The sequence below is a fragment of the Heyndrickxia ginsengihumi genome, assembly GCF_011008565.1.
In the GTDB taxonomy this organism is placed as follows: Bacteria; Bacillota; Bacilli; order Bacillales; family Bacillaceae_C; genus Weizmannia; species Weizmannia ginsengihumi.
The window spans coordinates 85,477-104,092 of the sequence record NZ_JAAIWK010000001.1 but is presented as its reverse complement, the minus strand read 5'-3'; the positions used below and the strand labels follow the sequence as shown (position 1 = coordinate 104,092).

Sequence of the window (18,616 nt, the reverse complement as noted above, 5' to 3'; positions counted from 1 at the left end):
TAGAAAGGCTCGCGGAAAAATTATACCGTTTTCATGAGCTTTTATGCTCTTTATGTTAAAATGATAGTTAACCATATATGAAGGAGATCAAATAATGACGATTTCTATTCAACAATTATTAGATAAAATGGAACAAGAAATGATAAAGGCAAAGCATTCTCAAGATGAAGAACATGTACGTCAACATGTATATGCAATTAAAACTTTATGTGAAATGATTGTAGAGGATGAGGGCGGTGCAGGAGAAACTCCACAAGCAAATTGGAGTAAACAACATGCTGAACTTCAAATTTTATCAAAGCCAATTGAAACGGTTGCCCAACCGAAACCAATTCAAACAGATGATGGGGCAAATGGAGACTCTCTTTTTGATTTTTAGTGAGATGTTTCCTACAATTAAAAAGAATACGAAATAAAAAGAAAAAAGTTCGAGGTGTCGATCATATGAAAATATTTGTGTTGCTTGGTGCTATCTGCGCTTTTCTATCTGTTGCTCTCGGAGCATTCGGAGCCCATGGTTTGCAAGGAAAAATGGAACAAAAGTATTTAGATATATGGGAAACAGGTGTTCGTTATGAGATGTATCATGCGTTAGGATTAATTTTAATCGGTATTATTGCTGGTAATGTAAAATCTTCATCATTGTTAAACTGGTCTGGATGGCTAATGTTTTTAGGGATTGTTATCTTTTCGGGAAGCTTGTACGTATTATCTTTAACGAAAATCAATATATTAGGCGCAATCACACCAATTGGTGGCGTAGCTTTCTTAATCGCATGGATACTATTAGGAACGGCAGCAGTAAAATTTTTCTAAATAGCGTATACATTGTGCCTCGCTTTGGGCGATATACTGCGTAAAAGTATTAAAATAGAACCTTTAAAAAGTCTGACATGTATAGCGCATAACATGGTGAAAAAGTTATTTGCGTATACGGTGTCAGACTTTTTTAAAGGAGTACAACTATACATGCACCAGCGCTGATAAGTTGTTCGTATCTTAATCATTAGCCCCTTGCTGCTGACTAAGTTTCTGCTTTTATACTTATTCACCTCTTGGTGGGTATGTTGCTAATTGCTGTGTACTAGGAGCTGCCCCATAAGGGTATTCATATTCAATTTCTTCTGAGAATGTCACATAGTCAACATAAACCATTGGAATTAAATAACGTTCCCCTGTTTCTGGATTACTTAAAATGACGTGGTCACGTCCAGCGGCCTCAATGATTCCTTTAAATACTTTTGCATTCCACTCACGATTATTCTCAAATGTAGCATATAACGTCACTAATTTTCCTTTATTTAGCCTTAATATATTTTCAATATAAGATTGTTCTAGTGGAAGTTGACCAGGTAAGTTTTGTGTCGGTGTTGTTGTTTGCTGAGGAAAAGGCATTTGGTATTGTTGTTGATAATAACCTCCACCATAATTTGGCTGTGTCGTTTGGCGATAATAAGGATATCCGTATACGGGTTGTGTATAATTTGTTGACAATTGAGTCCCTCCTACATGATTAATATTTCAAGATGAATGTTTAAGTATGTTTTCACTACATTTATTTGTATGTTTTCAAAAATGAAGATATGCCTACCAAAAAAGCATATAAAAAAACTTCGATAAGCATGGATATACTTACCGAAGTTTCAATAAGGGCTGCCAATTAATTGTTCACATGTAAGAAAGAACGAAGTTTTTTTTCATCCAATAGTGTACCAACAAAGAAAGATCCAAAATCGCCGTAACGGGCACTTACCTCGTCAAAACGCATTTCATATACAATCTTTTTAAATTGAAGGGCATCGTCGGATAATAATGCCACTCCCCACTCGTAATCATCAAGCCCTGTAGACCCTAAAATATATTGCTTAATTTTGCCTGCATAGCTTCGGCCAATCAAACCATGGCTTTTCATTAGTTCACGGCGTTCTTCCATAGAGAGCATGTACCAGTTATCATTTCCTTGACGACGCTTGTCCATAGGGTAGAAACAGAAATATTTAGATTTTGGAAGTGTAGGATAAAGGCGAGCTTTAACGTAAGGATTTTCGTATGCATCTTCGCCAGCTTTTCCTCCATTCACATAGTTGCTTAACTCAACAACTGCTACATATGAATAAGCAGGAATTGTATAATCAGCAATTGTTAATTTATTAAATTCTGTTTCAAGTTCTTGGATATCATCTAATGTAGGACGTAATGTCCATAGCACAAAATCTGCCTTTTGCCCAACAATTGTATATAGTGCATTAGCACCGTTTCCACTTTCTTGGATTTCATTTAATCTATCAAGCAATTGTTGGAACTCAAAAATTGCCTTTTCTCGTTCATCACTAGAAAGAGTTTTCCATCTTGGCCAGTCAAGAGAACGGAAATCATGTAGTGAGTACCAACCATCTAACGTTTCTGCTGCTTCACTCATTAAAAATCCCTCCAAATTTTGTTCATCTAGCATTACTATAGCATAGCTCCAACTGACAAAAAAATGATAAGAAGGCTTGTTACAAAATAGACATATTTTAAATCAGGTTAGTGAGTAATATTATTCTACGTCGTCATATGAGAACTTTAAAAAAATGTTAAGGTGATGATCAATAAAATCATTTCCGGAAATTTATTTAAAAATACGTATTGTTCGCAATTTTACACCTTGAAATTTAAAGGGAAAATAGTATTCTAAAATTAGAACAAAGGTTAATAAAGGTGGGGGTGTTTTACAATGAGTGATCTTTTTACAGTATTGAAGCAAAAAATACAAAGAAAAATGAAAGCGGTTGTCTTTCCTGAAGGATTAGATGAAAGAATTTTAACCGCTGCTAGCCGGCTTGCAAATGAGCAGATATTGAAGCCGATATTAATTGGCGATGTCAATGCCATTCAAGATCAGGCAAATGAACTGCACGTCTCGTTAGAAGGTATTGATATTTTTGATCCAAATACATATGAAGAAATGGAACAACTCGTTGAAAAATTTGTAGAGCGCCGAAAAGGGAAAACGAGCCTGGAAGAGGCAAGGGAAATATTAAAAGATGTCAATTATTTTGGAACAATGCTCGTTTACACAAAAAGGGCAAGCGGATTAGTTAGTGGTGCTGCTCATTCAACAGCGGATACTGTTCGCCCAGCTTTACAAATCATTAAGACAAAACAAGGGGTAAAAAAGACGTCGGGTGTTTTTATTATGGTGCGGAATGATGAAAAATATGTATTTGCGGACTGTGCCATTAATATTGCGCCTGACAGCCAAGATTTAGCTGAAATTGCAATTGAAAGCGCACATACAGCAAAAATGTTTAATATTGAGCCGAAAGTGGCGATGTTAAGTTTTTCCACGAAGGGATCTGCACAATCGGCCGAGACTGAAAAAGTAACAAAAGCAATAGAAATCGCAAAAGCATCTATGCCTGAGCTTATATTGGATGGGGAGTTTCAGTTCGATGCAGCATTTGTTCCTTCTGTCGCAGCGAAAAAGGCGCCTAATTCTGTCATTCAAGGGGATGCAAATGTGTTTATATTTCCAAGCCTTGAAGCTGGCAATATCGGTTATAAAATTGCCCAAAGATTAGGTGGCTTTGAAGCAGTAGGTCCAATCCTTCAAGGATTAAACGCACCTGTAAATGATTTATCCCGCGGCTGTAGTGCCGAAGACGTATATAAACTGGCAATTATTACTGCAGTACAAAGTTTATAATCTCTATAAATAACTCATGGAAGTAAGGAAACAGTGTGGCTGCCTGCAATGCAGCCTCTTTTTTGTGCATCTATCAAATCAATGTAATGATCTATCGTTTGGAAAACGTTTTTTATAACATGACTGTATATGCGGCAACTACTGGTAGCGCAAAAATATACGTGCTATCATATGAGATAATATGCGAAAATTGATAAAGAAAGGAGCCTGACATGGATCCAATTCTCTCATTATTAAAACAACCAGCGTGGAGAGTGATAGATCAGTCCAGCCTCGGTCCGATGTTTCAAGCAATGCAATCATTTGCAATTGATGATACATTATGTACTTCAGTTGGTCGGCAATATTCTCCTGCTACTGCTCGTGCATGGGTTCATCATCAAACAATTTCCTTAGGCATCCAAGATACGAAACTTCCATTTCTAGATGACGGTTTACGTTATTTAAATGAAATGGGCTATCAATATATTGTACGAAATTCTGGTGGGCTCGCTGTCGTCTTGGATGAAGGGGTATTAAATTTATCTCTTATTATTCCCGATACTGAAAAGGGATTAGATATCCATCGGGGCTATGAAGCGATGTGGAAGTTTATTCAGCTATTGTTTTCCGATTATCCAGTCGATATAGAAGCACGGGAAATCATTGGTTCGTATTGTCCCGGAAGCTATGATTTGAGTATTAATGGAAAAAAATTTGCAGGTATTTCGCAAAGACGAGTTCGTAAAGGGGTAGCGGTCCAGATCTATCTATGTGTAACAGGGAGCGGATCAGATAGAGCAAGAATGATTCAGCAGTTTTATGAGAAATCTAAAAAAGGAATAGAGACTAAGTTTCAATATCCAAATGTACACCCAGAAGTGATGGCATCGTTGTCAGAATTACTAGGTGATAGTTTGTCCATCCAAGAAGTAATGCTCCGTGTGTTCAAAGTGCTTAAGCAATTAGGAAGGGACATCTATTCGCAATCACTTCACGACGAAGAACTAGTCTGGTATGAGAAGTATTATGAAAGAATGATCGTACGCAATGAGAAATTTTCAGTACGTTAATATTCATTAGTTGATTGGAAATCAAGTTCTATAAATTCGTAAATACTATACTAAAAAGGGTAGAAAAATATGAAAAGAAAACGCAGTTTGTTAAACCCGTCTAAAATTTTAGTCATTGGTTTTGCAATCACTATTTTAATAGGTACCTTGCTATTAACATTGCCGATATCTACAAAAGATGGAAACGGCCTACCGCTCATAAACGCTTTGTTTACTGCAACATCGGCGACATGTGTTACAGGGCTTGTCGTTGTAGATACAGGAACTACTTTTACTTATTTTGGTCAAGTTGTTATTTTATGCCTGATCCAAATAGGTGGTCTTGGGTTTATGAGTTTTGCCACTTTGCTTTCGTTCCTCTTGGGAAAGAAAATTTCATTGCGGGAAAGACTTATTCTCCAAGAATCATTTAATAGTTTGACGTTAGAGGGAATTGTCAGGCTTGTTAAAAGAATATTGGTTTTTACGTTTGTGATTGAATTTGTTGGAGGGGTCATTTTATCCATTCGTTTTGCTATGGATATGCCAATTGGCAGAGCCATATGGTTTGGGTTCTTTCATGCAATTTCCAATTTTAATAACGCTGGTTTTGACATTATAGGTCATTTTAAAAGTTTAACTGATTATGTCAATGATCCGACAATTACATTAGTTGTTTCCGCATTGATTATCCTTGGCGGGCTTGGCTTTTTTGTTATGGATGATCTTTTTGAATATCGAAAGCGAAAAAAATTGTTTTTACATACAAAGATCGTGTTATTTACTTCAGCATTTCTGATCATATTTGGCACAATGATGATTTTTTTACTGGAAATGCACAATGGAAGGACGCTCGAAAGGTTATCTCCAATGGGGAAAATTCTCGCCTCATTTTATCAATCAGTTGCTCCAAGAACGGCAGGATCAAATACGTTAAATATTACAGATTTACGACCATCGACTCTATTTTTCATCATTTTGCTTATGTTTATCGGTGCGTCTTCTGGTTCAACAGGGGGTGGTATTAAAACGACTACATTAGCAGTTTTATTAGGAGCGGTTTGGTCACAGTATCGCGGGAAAAGTGAAATTGTACTATTTAAGCAAAGTTTGAAACATGATGTCATATATAGAGCATTGACGGTTACGGTAAGCGGGCTAGGCATTGTAATGGTTGTTACTTTCCTTTTATCAATTAGTGAAGGTGGAGACCGCTTTTTGGAATTCTTGTTTGAAGCTACTTCAGCTTTTGCGACTGTAGGTTTATCAATGAATTTAACACCGCATCTATCTGTATTTGGAAAAATTTTAATTATGTTAACGATGTTTATCGGAAGAGTCGGTCCGCTGACACTAGCATTTGCACTAGCTCTTAAACATAGTCCAGATCCTATTCGCTATCCTGAAGGTAAAATTATGATTGGATAAAGAAAAGAGGATATCCTAACTGAATGGGATATCCTTAGCAAAAGTTTCTATTTTCATTTTGAGGAATTGTGAACTTTTTCATTGTTAATAACACCGCATTACAGCACTTTTAAGATAACAGGAGAACGATCTGAAAAGAGTTGACTATACCTAATGGTTCACCTGTGAAGGATGCATTACTCTGCTAATTTCTCTAAATTCCCATTTCTATCCATTTTGAATTTCGTTGCATTGCCATCTTCTTCATTAAAGGCAACAAGCTTCCGTGCCCGATTCATGATTTGCATTAATGTTTCATAGTCTTCCTGCATTGTGACGGAGTTTTGTTCAAGATCTTTTACTTGTTTCTCAAGTTCATCTATTCTTCGTTTTAGCTCACTATTTTCATGCTTTAATCTTGCATTCTCACTTTTTAGTATTGTTGATTGAAATTGAGTATTATTTAAGTATTGCAAATAACGAATAACCTTAATTAAATTCATTTCGCCGCTTTCTAATTTCGGAGTATCATAAGTTGTGTCCAAAGAAGATTCATCATTTTGCGCAATAGGGTCAGCTGTATTCAACACTTCTGATGCTGCATCTACTGTGGTTGAATCAATTACTGGCATTTCACCTACTTCCTCTAAAGTTGGCATAGGTGGTTGATAGAGTAATTTCTTTTTGCCGCCTTGTTCTTTACCCAGTAAACGTTGTCGCTGTTTACGTTGTTTTTTTGCTAGTTGAAGAGCTTGTTCATAATTATGACGAACGACAGCATTCCAGCGGAAACCGCATGCTGCAGATGTTCGATTCAGTTTGTCGCCTACTTCTTCAAAAGCGTTTAATTGTGTGCTGCCCTCGCGAACATGGCGTAACACAGTTTCTGCTAGTAATAAATCATCTTCTTCACTCCACGCATCTTGACGTAATTTCATGGTTAAAAGCCCCCTAATAAATAATTTTTGCTTTGTAGTATGAAGAATGGACAAAAAACTGTTTTTTTATACCAATATGGTAAAAAAATAATAGATTTTTAAGGAACGATAACGGGAGATTCATGCTTTTTTTCTTTTTTTGTTATCGTTATAATAGAATTACGATCTAAAGGAAGAGGGTAAACTATGGATTATTCCAAACTAAAATTGAGCGAGGAAAAAGTATTTAAAGACCCTGTTCATCGTTATATACATGTTAGAGACCAGGTGATTTGGGATTTAATTGGAACAAAGGAGTTTCAACGTTTACGACGTATTAGACAGTTAGGAACGACCTATTTTACATTTCATGGTGCTGAACATAGTCGTTTTGGTCACTCTCTCGGTGTGTATGAAATTGTTAGAAGGATTACAGATGATATTTTTAAAGGAAGACCGAATTGGAACGAGAAAGACCGGATGTTATCTCTTTGTGCAGCATTGTTACATGATTTAGGACACGGGCCGTTTTCACATTCCTTTGAAAAGGTCTTTAATTTAGATCACGAGGAGTTTACACAACAAATTATTTTAGGTGATACAGAAGTCAACTCAGTATTAAGGAAAGTTAGTAGAAACTTTCCAAAAAAAGTTGCAGAAGTCATTGCAAAAACGTATGAAAATAAATTAGTAACGAGTTTGATTTCGAGTCAGTTAGATGCGGATAGGATGGACTATTTGCTTCGAGATGCCTATTTTACAGGCGTGAGTTATGGACATTTTGATATTGAACGATTGCTGCGTGTCATTCGCCCTCATGAGGATCAAGCTGTTTTTAAATATAGCGGAATGCATGCCGTTGAAGATTATATTATGAGTCGCTATCAAATGTATTGGCAAGTATATTTCCATCCTGTGACAAGAAGTGCAGAGGTCATTTTAACAAAAATATTGCATCGGGCGAAAGAACTGCATGATGCGTATTATGAATTTAAATATCAGCCTGTTCATTTTTATTCGTTATTTGAAGATGAACTTACTTTACAAGACTATTTAAAATTAGACGAGCACATTATTCTATACTACATTGAAGTATGGCAAGAAGAAAATGATGAGATATTACAAGATTTATGTACTCGTTTTATCAATCGTAACTTCTTTAAATATGTGGAATTCGATCCTGCAAAAGAATTTAAAATTCATAATCAGCTAGAAAAATTATTTCAGGAAGTTGGAATTGATCCTAACTATTATTTAGTGTTAGATTCCTCCTCAGATTTACCATATGATTTCTACAGACCTGGTGAGGAAGAGGAACGCTTGCCGATCAATTTATTGATGGGAAATGGTGAACTAAAGGAATTGTCGAGAGAATCAGACATAGTGGATGCTATTTCTGGAAAACGCCGTACGGATCATAAATTATATTTCCCGTTTGATCTAATAAAAGATGAAACGACACATGCGGAAAAGAAAAAGCAAATCGTTGAACTATTAGAACGTTTTTAGTTAGTCAGGAGATGAATGTTTTTGTTAGAAGATCATGTGAAATTAATAGGAGCCCTTGCTGCTTCGGGGGAAGTTATCGGACGGAAGAAATTGCAAAAGATGATTTATATTGCGAAGAAGTTATCATTTCCATTTCAAGAAAAATTTCATTTTCATTTTTACGGTCCCTATTCAGAAGAGCTGACATTAAAGATAGAAGAGCTGACAAATCTCGGGTTTGTACAAGAAGTAAAAGAAAAAAAAGGCGGATATATGCAGTATCGATATAGCATTACGAAGGATGGAAATGAATTTTTGCAAATGTATGAGCAAAGCATGGCAGGATTGAAAGATTGCCTAGTCAATATGAACCAACAAAATGCACGTTTTCTAGAGTTAACATCAACAGTGATGTATTTCTATCATCTACCAAAAGAAGAAGTAAAAGAGAAGATTTTTACGTTAAAAGCGAAGCAGCGTTATACAGAGGATGAAATTGAACAAGCATATCGTTATATTGAAGAACTGCAAGAACTAGCTAAGCGAGCAATATAAGTTTAGCTAGTTCTGCAAGCTAAACTTAATTATTCATCACTTTTACGAACGCCAGCAACACCGTAGTGATTTTTACTCATTTCTTCAATAAAGACGGTAATGTTTTCTTTTGGTGCGTTAACAGTTTCACTGACAGCTTCTGTTACTTTTTCAACTAATGCTTTTTTTTGTTCATCTGTACGGCCTTCTAACATTTTAACAGTTACATACGGCATAGAAGTCGACTCCTTTTTCAAAATATTAATCCCATATAAAATTGTAATTTTTTTCGTATTTTTGTGCAAGCTTCTTCAATTGTTTATTTCGTGAATAAATGATTTGAATTTTGTATAGTAATGAAAATAAAATAGATATAAAAGGGGACTCATTGTGGAATCTTTACAACGTTTTTTAGCATATCCGTTAATGGATATACCGATTGTGGCGGCGGTTTTAATTATTGCTTTTACAGTACATGAATTTGCGCATGCGTATACAGCATATATATTTGGTGATCATACAGCGAAAAAAGAAGGAAGATTAACTTTAAATCCTGCACAGCATATTGATCCATTTGGAGCAATTTTAATTTTAGTTGCTGGCTTTGGTTGGGCACGTCCTGTCCCAGTGAATCGCTACCATTTTAAAAATCCTAGATTAGCCGGGGTCCTTGTTTCATTAATGGGGCCTGTCAGCAATTTTCTACTTGCGTTTATCGGTTATATTGTTATGTATATACTCGTAACGACAGGACTTGGGGCTAGTCTCCCTTGGTTTATCTCAAAGTTTTTCAGCTATTTCATTTCATTAAATCTTGTTCTATTTGTTTTTAACTTATTGCCGCTTCCGCCGCTTGATGGCTACCGGATTATTGAAGACTTAGTGACACCATCTTTTCGGGCGAAAATGACCCATTATGAACAATATAGTATTTTAGTATTTTTAATTATTTTGGTAACACCAGTTGATCAATATACGATTTCACCTCTTATGAGTATTGTTATTCCGTTTATAACTGAAAGCTTTCATACCATCGTTTCGATTTTTAGTTAGATAATTGGAGGGAAAAAACATGACTGAGCAGAAGAAAAAAATAGATTTTAATATCATTAAAAATGCGCCTACAGATGGCCACCGTGGTTTTGGAGTAGGGGCGTTAAGTTTAGAGAATGTTTCACCTGTCATTATTGACATTAATGAAGGAGAAGCATTTGTAGATATTGGGGCAATGCATGCCCGCAGTGCAGTAGAGAAGCGGGTGAAATTTTCCCCAAATCGCGATGAAGTACCTGAAGAAGGGGCAAAACCTTATTGGCTTGTGTGGGTTACGATTGAACGCAAGGAAGAAGGATCGTACTATGCAGGAGTTACTGCATGTGAAATGATTGTTAATAAAGAGAAGCGCAGAGGATATAAGTCACTGCCTGAACATGTTAATAGACTCGATAAATCAATGAAACGTCATATTATTGTAGATCATATGGATGATCGTTCAAAGAAAATATTGGCAGACTTTTTAAAAGGACACGATGAAAATATGTGGAACCTATCAAGCGAGGAACTAAAGAAGGCATTGCGTTCAAAAGAGTAATTTTTTTATCCTGCCCCTCGTTTTTCCATCGTTTGAGTCTGAATAAGGACAAGTTGATAGGAAAAGATAAACATCTCGTTATTCCTGGTTGGAATCAACAAGGTGTTTTTTTTTTTTCGCTTTCGTCTGACATAATAATCTATGATTTAAAGGAGATTCTACAAATATCGACAAGTTATTTAAGTTTTGTCGAAGATGTGAACGACAAAGTTAGTAATAGTAATTATTGTGTGAAAGCGTTATATATTCTAATATGAATAAGCAAGCTAAATTTAGAAAGGATGTGAATGTAATGAGTCAAGAAAATAAAGGCGTAAAAGTTGCTATTCAAAAATTCGGTAACTTTTTAAGTTCAATGGTTTTACCAAACATCGGAGCTTTTATCGCTTGGGGACTTATTACAGCATTATTTATCCCAACAGGTTGGGCACCAAATGCAAAACTCGCAACATTGGTTACGCCAATGGTCACATATTTACTCCCACTATTAATTGGTTATACAGGTGGTAAAATTGTACATGACCATCGTGGAGGAGTAGTCGGAGCAATTGCTACGATGGGGGTTATCGTCGGATCTGATATCCCAATGTTCCTTGGGGCTATGATCATGGGTCCTTTAGGCGGTTATGTTATTAAAAAATTCGACAAAATGATCGAAGGAAAAATTAAAGCTGGTTTCGAAATGCTGATTAATAACTTTTCAGCAGGTATTCTTGGCGGAATTTTAGCAATTCTTTCTTTCTTAGTAGTTGGACCAGCAGTTGATGTTGTTACAGGTTGGTTAGTAAAAGGTGTAGACTGGATGATTCACTTAGGAATTCTTCCATTAACAAGCATCTTTATTGAACCAGCAAAAGTATTGTTCTTAAATAACGCTATTAACCACGGTGTATTATCACCGATTGGATTAGAGCAGGCGAAGGAACACGGAAGATCAGTTCTATTCTTACTTGAAGCAAACCCAGGTCCAGGATTTGGTATTTTATTAGCATATAGTATCTTTGGTAAAGGTACAGCAAAACAATCTGCACCAGGGGCAGCACTTATTCAATTTATCGGTGGTATTCATGAAATTTATTTCCCTTATATTCTAATGCGTCCACTATTATTCATCGCTGCTATTCTAGGTGGAATGAGTGGAGTATTCACTTTCATTACATTACATGGTGGACTAGTATCACCAGCATCACCAGGAAGTATCATTGCAGTGTTAGCAGTAACACCACATAGTTCTAGTGCATATATTGCAAATATTTGTGGCGTACTTGTTGCAGCAATTGTTTCATTCATTGTTTCTTCTTTCATTTTGAAAACTGGTAAAAATAAAGAAGAAGACTTAGAAGAAGCTTCTAAAAAGATGCAAGAAATGAAAGGTAAGAAAAGTAGTGTTGCAGGCATGCTAACTGCAAATGCAAACAAAGGCAAATTGGATCCTGCAACTGTTGATCATGTTATTTTTGCATGTGATGCCGGTATGGGTTCAAGTGCAATGGGTGCATCTATCTTGAGAAAGAAAATGAAACAAGCTGGATTAGGTGTAAAAGTTACGAATACAGCTATCAGTAATCTTCCTGATAATGCACAAGTTGTTATTACACAAGAAGAACTTACACCACGTGCTATGAAAAAAGTACCAAGTGCGTACCATATTTCTGTTGATAACTTCTTGGCAAGTCCTGAGTATGACCGTTTAGTTGATCAATTAAAAGGAAATCATGTAGAATCAGTTAGTGAAGAAAATGTAGAAGAAGTATCTTCAGATAAAGAAATGGACAAAAAAGTCTTAAAACCTGAAAATATTTTCTTGAATCAACACTTCTCTTCAAAAGAAGAAGCAATTCGCTTTGCTGGTCAGGTATTGTACAAAGGCGGTTATGTACAAGAATCTTACATTGAAGCAATGATCGCACGTGATCAATTAACTTCAACTTATATGGGTAATGATGTGGCAATTCCACACGGAACGGAAGAAGCCAAAACACAAGTTCTAGAATCTGGTGTGACAATTATTCAAGTACCAGATGGTGTAGACTTTGATGGTGAAAAAGTTCGTTTAATTTTCGGTATTGCTGGAAAAGATGGCGGACATTTAGAAATCCTATCTGCGATTGCTGTTACATGTGCTGAAATGGAAAATGTAGAAAAAATGGCAACTGCAAAATCCGTGGATGAAATTATGGAAATTATCGGATCTTCTTTTGAATAATAAAAAGAGTAGAAAGATGTGTTTCACATCTTTCTATTCCTATTTATGTAAACAGTTTGTTTTCCATTCCTCGACTGAAAAGAGTTGATATTCAATGTTTATTACAGCAAGAGAGAAAGCCATTTTAGAGTTTTTAATTAAAAAGAGCGGAAAACATACGGAACTATCGATTGCTACTTTTTTACATGTGAGTGTCAGAACGATTCAGCGAGATTTGAAGAACGTAGAAAAGATCGTTGAAAAATTTGATTTAAAAATTGCAAAATCTGTAGATAATGGACTATCTATTGTGGGTGCAGATCAAAATATTTATCGGTTAATTCAAGAATTGATCAAAATTAAGCCTGTTGATTTATCCGTAGAGGAAAGAAAACTTCTTAGTCTCATTAAGTTGCTCGGGGCAAATGGACCGCTTAAATTAGCGCCATTAGCAAAAGCTTTAGGGGTTTCAATTACGACATTAGGAACATATTTAGATGATTTGGCAGACTGGGTTAGCAATTTTGGCATTCAACTTGTGAGAAAAAGAGGAATTGGTGTTGAAATTATTGGATCAGAATCGTCAAAACGAAAAGCGTTAGCAAGCTTTTTTTTGACCTACTTTAATGAGGAATTGATTGAAAATTTACTGTTAATTTCAAATGAAGCTATAGATTCAGAACAAATATTGTTTTACTTTAAAAAAGAATATTTGCAGGGGATCGATGAAATTGTAAGTTCAACAATTAGTGGCATTCATTCAAAATTAGCAGATAGTGATTACATCGGTTTTTTAGTACAGACATGTGTTTCCTTGCAAAGGATTGAAAGCGACTTCCGCCTGCAGGCAGATGAAGTTGATTTGCAGTCATTAAAGGAAAGCGAAGAGTTTTCAGCTATTAAGGCATTAAGCGGGAAAGTATTGGAAACATTCTCTATTGTTATAGGGGATGTTGAAATGGCATTTCTAGCAGCAGTCTTAAAAGGGTCAAAATTAAAAGAAGCAGAATCCGCTTACTACGATAGTGTGCTAATCGGTCGTTCATTAAAGAGAGTGATTCAAGACGTTTCTCATCAAATGAATATTGACCTGACATCAGACTTTTCTTTATTTCAAGGACTTATGGCGCATATGGAACCATCTATCTTTAGAGTAAGGCAAAACATGAGTACCTTTAATCCATTAACGGATGAAATTAAGAAGAAATATCCATTGCTATTTATGGCTGTTAGCAATAGCCTTGCTAAGGAATTTAAGGGCATCTCTTTTCCGGATGATGAAGTTGCCTATGTTGTACTTCATTTTGGTTCTGCCCTTGAACTTAGAAAGGAAGAGATCCGAATTCGTGCATTAGTTGTTTGTCCTACTGGAATTGGGACTTCAAAGATGCTTGCGAGTAGGATAAAAAAAGAGGTTGGCGAGATTTCCTCGATCGATATTGCATCAATTAAGGATATGCAGACGTTAGATTTAAAACAATATCAAATTATCATTTCAACTGTACAGTTGCCTTTAAGGAGTATTGAGTACGTATATGTGAATCCGCTTCTTTATGAACATGATATTGAGGCTATTAATCGTTATTTAGGAAAGCATATTAAAGATTTTACAAGAATTACAAGTAATACTCCGGAAGTTAAAAAGCCAAAACAAAATAAGTCTAATGTATCTCTTCAAGAATTTATGAATGACTTGGAAATATCGCAAAAATGTATTCGAACATTACTGCGGAATTTTTCTGTTTATCGTGAAAAAGATAGTTCTACTTATGAGGACTGCATGAAAGCAATGATTTTGGAGTGTGCTAAACAAGGATTCGTAACAGATGTTGAAGGTGTATACCATCAACTCCTTCATCGTGAGTCAAAGGGTGGGTTAGGTATTCCAAATACCCATTTGGCTTTTTATCATTGCCGGCATGAAGGGATTCAAGAGATGGTCTTTCATATCGCCCATTTAAAAAATCCCTATAAAGTCAAGGGAATGGATGGGAAACAAATGGATATTCATAATTTACTGTTACTACTGGCACCTGAGTCATTAAATCAGCTTGAATTGGAGATCATTAGTATTGTTAGTACAACCATTGTTGAAGACAGGGAGTCTTTAATGATCTTTTCCTCAGCGAACGAAAGTATGATTCGTTCAAAATTAGAAGAGACATTTTTGAACTTTCTTCAAAATAAATTTGTAAAGGAATGACCAAGTTATGAAAAAAGTAGTTCATTTTGGAGCTGGAAATATTGGTAGAGGTTTTATTGGTGCTTTATTCTCACAATCTGGATACCATGTTACATTTGTAGATATTGCAGATCAAATTATTTCAAAATTAAACGAAGATCAAGCATATAATGTAAAAACAGCAGAGGATAATCAAACCGTAACAGAAATTCATAATGTTTCTGGTTTAAACAATATGACGCAGGAAAATGAAGTAATCCAAGCAATTGCAGAGGCAACATATGTGACAACTGCAATTGGTCCGAATATTTTACCACGCATCGCACCTTTAATTGCAAAAGGATTAAAAGCAAAAATTGCTGCAAATCAAGAGAAAGTTTATGTCATTGCATGTGAAAATCAAATTTCAGCAACAGATATTTTAAAAGGACATATTTTAAATGCGCTTGATGAAGAAACAAAAGCAAAAATGGAAGGCGTTGTTTACTTCTTTAATTCTGCAGTAGATCGTATTGTTCCAATTCAAGATAATAAAAATTCTTTAGATGTTTTAGTTGAGCCATATCATGAATGGATTGTAGAAACAACTGAAGATGTTCCTGCAGTTGAAGGTATGACGACAGTTAAGGATTTAGCTCCTTATATTGAACGTAAACTGTTTACAGTAAATACTGGACATGCTGTTACAGCATACTTTGGTTATCTTGCAGGAAAACAAACAATTGATGAGACTTTAAATGATTCAGCTGTTTATGAACGTGTAAAAGCAACAATTGAAGAAACTGGTGCATATTTAATCAAACGCTATGGCTTAGATGCAGCAGAACATCAAAAATACATTCAAAAGATTTTAGGACGTTTCCAAAATAAACATTTACATGACGATGTTACTCGTGTAGGTCGTTCACCAATTCGTAAATTAGGACCTGAAGACCGTTTAGTTAAACCATTAGTGGAAGCTAATAAATTAGGTTTATCTTATAAAAACCTTGCAAATGCCATTGCAGCATGCCTATTATTCGATGTAAAAGAAGATGCGGAAGCTGTAGAATTACAAAACATGATTGCTGAACATGGTGTAGAATATGCTCTTAAAGAAGTAAGCCATCTTGATGCAAGCAATGATATTACGAAAGAAATTATTGCCCAGTACAATCAATTAAAAGCTGATTATAATAAATAATGAATGCTATTTTTGTAAACTTTGTTGTTTTTTAATTAAAGAAATAAAGATTTTGGGGTTGATTGGTGTGAAAGGTGCGAGGAAAACGAGCACTCTTGAACGGGAGTCAGCTTCCTTTAAAAACAACAATCTTTAGAAAAAAACTAAAAATAAAAAGGTCAAGCATCCCAATTCTCTATAGTAAGAGATAAAGGGGTGTTTGACCTTTTTTATTGTACAAGAAACGGTTTTACGAAGAAGGCCCATTTGTTTATAGCCATTTAAGTAATTTGTGAAACAGTGATTCATGCTTATCCTTCGATTGATCTTTCGTTTTGCTGTTTGGTGAATGTGTTGTACACGTATCGGTTGGTTCTGTTCCAGAAACGAAATAAGTAAGTCTTGATATTGGACACTGTTCTGTTGCAAGTTTGCCAGTAGTTGGATCGATTGCGGCACCTACAACACCTTTAGGCGGGGTAAATTCTTCAATCGGTTTATTCGCAAGTGATTGTTCCATGAATTTTACCCAGATTTTTTTGGCGTAAAGCTTGTCAGCCGCTAATGTTAACTCTTTTCCATTGTCGTAGCCAACCCATACTCCTGATACGAGCTGCGGTGAGAACCCAATCATCCAACTATCTGTGTTTGTTGAACCGGATTTTCCTGCATATGGACGTGTAATTTGATTAACGATGGACGAGCCGGTAACAGTTGCATAACCATTTAAACGTTTATCAAACATTCCGGTCATCATTTGTGATGTAACAAAGGCAACATTTGGCTTCAATATTTGTTTTTGCTGTTGATTTGCTTGGTATAATACGTCCCCTTTATAGTCCTCGACTTTTGTTATATAGACAGGATCATTTCCTTTTCCGTTATTGTCTAATAAACTATATGCATGCACCATATCAATGACGTGGACGTTCGAAGTTCCAAGTGCAAGAGAAGGTACTTTTTCCATCTTTGTTGTAATACCAAACTGCTTAGCTTCCTTGACTAATGTGTTTTCACCTAGAAATAGATGCGTCTTTACAGCGTAAATATTATCTGAGACAGCAAGTGCCTCAAGCATCGTAATTTTTTTATTAGCATATTGGCTATTAAAGTTATGAGGCTTATATACTGTTTGGCCATTATTAACACGGAAAGTAGTAGGCGCACTCTTCATCATGGTCGTTGGAGTGAAGCCATGATTGAGGGCAGCGTAATATAATATCGGTTTAATTGTTGATCCCGGTTGTCTAGCAGCCTGCACAACCCGATTGAAGGGACTGTCTTTATAATTTCTGCCGCCAACTAGTGCAGTGACATATCCGTTTTTTGGATTCATTGCTACAAAGCCAAGCTGAATGCTTGAATCAGCAGGAATCGTTTCTTTAACCGTCTTCTCGGCAATTTTTTGTTGTTTCGTATTTAAAGTGGTGTATACCCGTAATCCACCTAATGCAATTGTTCGGTCATCAAAACCTAACTTTTCCTTTAATTGTTGCTTTACAACATCTTGGAAGTAAGGGGCAATATGAATATCTTCATTTTTATGTTTACCAACAAGAGTAAGCTTCTCCTGGCTTGCTTGTTCTGCTTGTTTTTTTGTGATATACCCATTTTCCACCATGGAATGTAATACAATTTCTTGTCTTTCTTTTGCCTTTTTATATGAGATCATTGGAGAATAGATGCTCGGTCCTTTTGGTATCCCTGCAAGCATCGCAGCTTCTGCTAAAGTAAGATGCCGTGCGCTTTTACCAAAATAATATTCACTAGCAGCTTGTATACCATATGCGCCATGACCGTAATTAATCGTATTCAAATAACCTTGTAAAATGTCATTTTTACTATAATTCATTTCCAGGCGAATGGTGTAAAATGCTTCCTTTACTTTTCTTTCCCATGTTTTATCAAGCGTGAGAAATAAATTCCGTGCATATTGCTGAGTAATGGTACTCGCACCTTGAACTCTTCCGCCTGCCTTAATATCTGCTAGTACGGCACCAGCTAATCGCTTATAATCAAAACCGTGATGTTTATAAAAGTTTCGATCTTCTATGGACACGGTTGCGTCAATCATATCCTGGGAAATATCATTGAAATCCACCCAATATCGTTCCTGTCCACTATTACTTTCACCAATTACTTTACCGTCACTTGAATAGTATAGAGTTGACTGTGGAACTGCAAGTGGCGGGGGTCCGATAATCTTGGCATAAATATATAGTGCAAGAAAGCAGAAAGATATGAAGAGGATAAGAGCGAAAAAAGCTAAGAAGAATAGACGGAATCCTCTTTTGGCTTTCACGATTTTCGGGTTTGGAAGAGCGTCCATTTAATCGGCACCTCATTTCTAAAAAACTCTTCATCCATTTAGTATGAAAAAATGAAAGTCATTTTAAACATCAATTGGGAAAAAATAGACCCGCAGCAAAAA

At 35.8% G+C, this 18,616-nt stretch carries 17 protein-coding genes; 12 read left to right on the top strand and 5 right to left on the bottom strand.

Annotated features, from left to right (window positions below):
• The first annotated feature begins 94 nt into the window (after positions 1-94).
• On the top strand, positions 95-379 hold the full coding sequence (locus G4D61_RS00495) for a YwdI family protein (protein WP_035352693.1): 285 nt from the start codon (positions 95-97) through the stop codon (positions 377-379).
• 65 nt (positions 380-444) lie between these two features.
• Positions 445-816, top strand: coding sequence for a DUF423 domain-containing protein (locus tag G4D61_RS00490; RefSeq protein WP_025727598.1), 372 nt, complete (start codon positions 445-447; stop codon positions 814-816).
• 228 nt (positions 817-1,044) lie between these two features.
• Here G4D61_RS00490 and gerQ read toward each other — a convergent pair whose 3' ends face one another.
• Complete coding sequence (gene gerQ / locus G4D61_RS00485; protein ID WP_025727599.1) at positions 1,045-1,494, bottom strand: spore coat protein GerQ; 450 nt, start codon at positions 1,492-1,494, stop codon at positions 1,045-1,047.
• Positions 1,495-1,660: 166 nt separating this feature from the next.
• Positions 1,661-2,419, bottom strand: a complete 759-nt coding sequence (hemQ, locus tag G4D61_RS00480; RefSeq protein ID WP_163172990.1) for a hydrogen peroxide-dependent heme synthase — start codon at positions 2,417-2,419, stop codon at positions 1,661-1,663.
• Positions 2,420-2,716: 297 nt separating this feature from the next.
• On the opposite strand from hemQ, the gene pta reads away from it, so the two are divergent.
• The 3 genes from pta to G4D61_RS00465 all read left to right on the top strand — a co-directional run bounded on the left by pta (position 2,717) and on the right by G4D61_RS00465 (position 6,147).
• Positions 2,717-3,688: a phosphate acetyltransferase gene (pta, locus tag G4D61_RS00475; RefSeq protein WP_025727601.1), complete on the top strand. Its 972-nt coding sequence runs from the start codon at positions 2,717-2,719 to the stop codon at positions 3,686-3,688.
• 212 nt (positions 3,689-3,900) lie between these two features.
• Positions 3,901-4,740, top strand: a complete 840-nt coding sequence (gene lipL / locus G4D61_RS00470; RefSeq protein WP_025727602.1) for an octanoyl-[GcvH]:protein N-octanoyltransferase — start codon at positions 3,901-3,903, stop codon at positions 4,738-4,740.
• A gap of 69 nt (positions 4,741-4,809) precedes the next feature.
• A complete protein-coding gene (locus G4D61_RS00465; RefSeq protein WP_035352687.1) occupies positions 4,810-6,147 on the top strand; it encodes a TrkH family potassium uptake protein in 1,338 nt (445 codons plus the stop codon).
• 176 nt (positions 6,148-6,323) lie between these two features.
• Here G4D61_RS00465 and G4D61_RS00460 read toward each other — a convergent pair whose 3' ends face one another.
• The gene (locus G4D61_RS00460) at positions 6,324-7,064 is read right to left on the bottom strand and encodes an RsfA family transcriptional regulator (RefSeq protein ID WP_025727604.1); all 741 of its coding nucleotides are present in this window, start codon (positions 7,062-7,064) and stop codon (positions 6,324-6,326) included.
• A 186-nt stretch (positions 7,065-7,250) separates the two neighbouring features.
• Between G4D61_RS00460 and G4D61_RS00455 the strand changes: the two genes are divergently transcribed.
• A complete protein-coding gene (locus tag G4D61_RS00455; protein WP_025727605.1) occupies positions 7,251-8,552 on the top strand; it encodes an HD domain-containing protein in 1,302 nt (433 codons plus the stop codon).
• Between the two features lie 21 nt (positions 8,553-8,573).
• Positions 8,574-9,086: a YwgA family protein gene (locus G4D61_RS00450; protein WP_025727606.1), complete on the top strand. Its 513-nt coding sequence runs from the start codon at positions 8,574-8,576 to the stop codon at positions 9,084-9,086.
• A 29-nt stretch (positions 9,087-9,115) separates the two neighbouring features.
• Here G4D61_RS00450 and thmT read toward each other — a convergent pair whose 3' ends face one another.
• Positions 9,116-9,301 carry a 2-hydroxymuconate tautomerase gene (gene thmT, locus G4D61_RS00445; protein ID WP_025727607.1) on the bottom strand — a complete coding sequence of 62 codons (186 nt, stop codon included), beginning with the start codon at positions 9,299-9,301 and terminating at the stop codon, positions 9,116-9,118.
• 154 nt (positions 9,302-9,455) lie between these two features.
• On the opposite strand from thmT, the gene G4D61_RS00440 reads away from it, so the two are divergent.
• From G4D61_RS00440 to G4D61_RS00420, 5 genes are all read left to right on the top strand, one after another.
• Positions 9,456-10,118, top strand: coding sequence for a site-2 protease family protein (locus tag G4D61_RS00440; RefSeq protein ID WP_367613755.1), 663 nt, complete (start codon positions 9,456-9,458; stop codon positions 10,116-10,118).
• A 19-nt stretch (positions 10,119-10,137) separates the two neighbouring features.
• Positions 10,138-10,656: a YwhD family protein gene (locus G4D61_RS00435; protein ID WP_025727609.1), complete on the top strand. Its 519-nt coding sequence runs from the start codon at positions 10,138-10,140 to the stop codon at positions 10,654-10,656.
• 292 nt (positions 10,657-10,948) lie between these two features.
• Positions 10,949-12,862: a PTS mannitol transporter subunit IICBA gene (locus tag G4D61_RS00430; RefSeq protein ID WP_025727610.1), complete on the top strand. Its 1,914-nt coding sequence runs from the start codon at positions 10,949-10,951 to the stop codon at positions 12,860-12,862.
• Between the two features lie 94 nt (positions 12,863-12,956).
• On the top strand, positions 12,957-15,044 hold the full coding sequence (locus tag G4D61_RS00425) for a BglG family transcription antiterminator (protein WP_025727611.1): 2,088 nt from the start codon (positions 12,957-12,959) through the stop codon (positions 15,042-15,044).
• Between the two features lie 7 nt (positions 15,045-15,051).
• Positions 15,052-16,206 carry a mannitol-1-phosphate 5-dehydrogenase gene (locus G4D61_RS00420; protein WP_025727612.1) on the top strand — a complete coding sequence of 385 codons (1,155 nt, stop codon included), beginning with the start codon at positions 15,052-15,054 and terminating at the stop codon, positions 16,204-16,206.
• Between the two features lie 250 nt (positions 16,207-16,456).
• Here the strand turns inward: G4D61_RS00420 and G4D61_RS00415 are convergent, their stop codons facing one another.
• Positions 16,457-18,514, bottom strand: coding sequence for a transglycosylase domain-containing protein (locus G4D61_RS00415; RefSeq protein WP_025727613.1), 2,058 nt, complete (start codon positions 18,512-18,514; stop codon positions 16,457-16,459).
• Positions 18,515-18,616 lie beyond the last annotated feature (102 nt).

Excerpts from the sequence above, each read along its gene's own strand:
- G4D61_RS00460 (WP_025727604.1), bottom strand. The coding sequence starts at position 7,064 with ATGAAATTACGTCAAGATGCGTGGAGTGAAGAAGATGATTTATTACTA.
- G4D61_RS00435 (WP_025727609.1), top strand. The coding sequence starts at position 10,138 with ATGACTGAGCAGAAGAAAAAAATAGATTTTAATATCATTAAAAATGCG.
- G4D61_RS00455 (WP_025727605.1), top strand. The coding sequence starts at position 7,251 with ATGGATTATTCCAAACTAAAATTGAGCGAGGAAAAAGTATTTAAAGAC.
- G4D61_RS00495 (WP_035352693.1), top strand. The coding sequence starts at position 95 with ATGACGATTTCTATTCAACAATTATTAGATAAAATGGAACAAGAAATG.
- G4D61_RS00490 (WP_025727598.1), top strand. The coding sequence starts at position 445 with ATGAAAATATTTGTGTTGCTTGGTGCTATCTGCGCTTTTCTATCTGTT.
- G4D61_RS00420 (WP_025727612.1), top strand. The coding sequence starts at position 15,052 with ATGAAAAAAGTAGTTCATTTTGGAGCTGGAAATATTGGTAGAGGTTTT.
- G4D61_RS00465 (WP_035352687.1), top strand. The coding sequence starts at position 4,810 with ATGAAAAGAAAACGCAGTTTGTTAAACCCGTCTAAAATTTTAGTCATT.
- G4D61_RS00430 (WP_025727610.1), top strand. The coding sequence starts at position 10,949 with ATGAGTCAAGAAAATAAAGGCGTAAAAGTTGCTATTCAAAAATTCGGT.
- G4D61_RS00415 (WP_025727613.1), bottom strand. The coding sequence starts at position 18,514 with ATGGACGCTCTTCCAAACCCGAAAATCGTGAAAGCCAAAAGAGGATTC.
- lipL (WP_025727602.1), top strand. The coding sequence starts at position 3,901 with ATGGATCCAATTCTCTCATTATTAAAACAACCAGCGTGGAGAGTGATA.
- hemQ (WP_163172990.1), bottom strand. The coding sequence starts at position 2,419 with ATGAGTGAAGCAGCAGAAACGTTAGATGGTTGGTACTCACTACATGAT.
- G4D61_RS00425 (WP_025727611.1), top strand. The coding sequence starts at position 12,957 with ATGTTTATTACAGCAAGAGAGAAAGCCATTTTAGAGTTTTTAATTAAA.
- thmT (WP_025727607.1), bottom strand. The coding sequence starts at position 9,301 with ATGCCGTATGTAACTGTTAAAATGTTAGAAGGCCGTACAGATGAACAA.
- pta (WP_025727601.1), top strand. The coding sequence starts at position 2,717 with ATGAGTGATCTTTTTACAGTATTGAAGCAAAAAATACAAAGAAAAATG.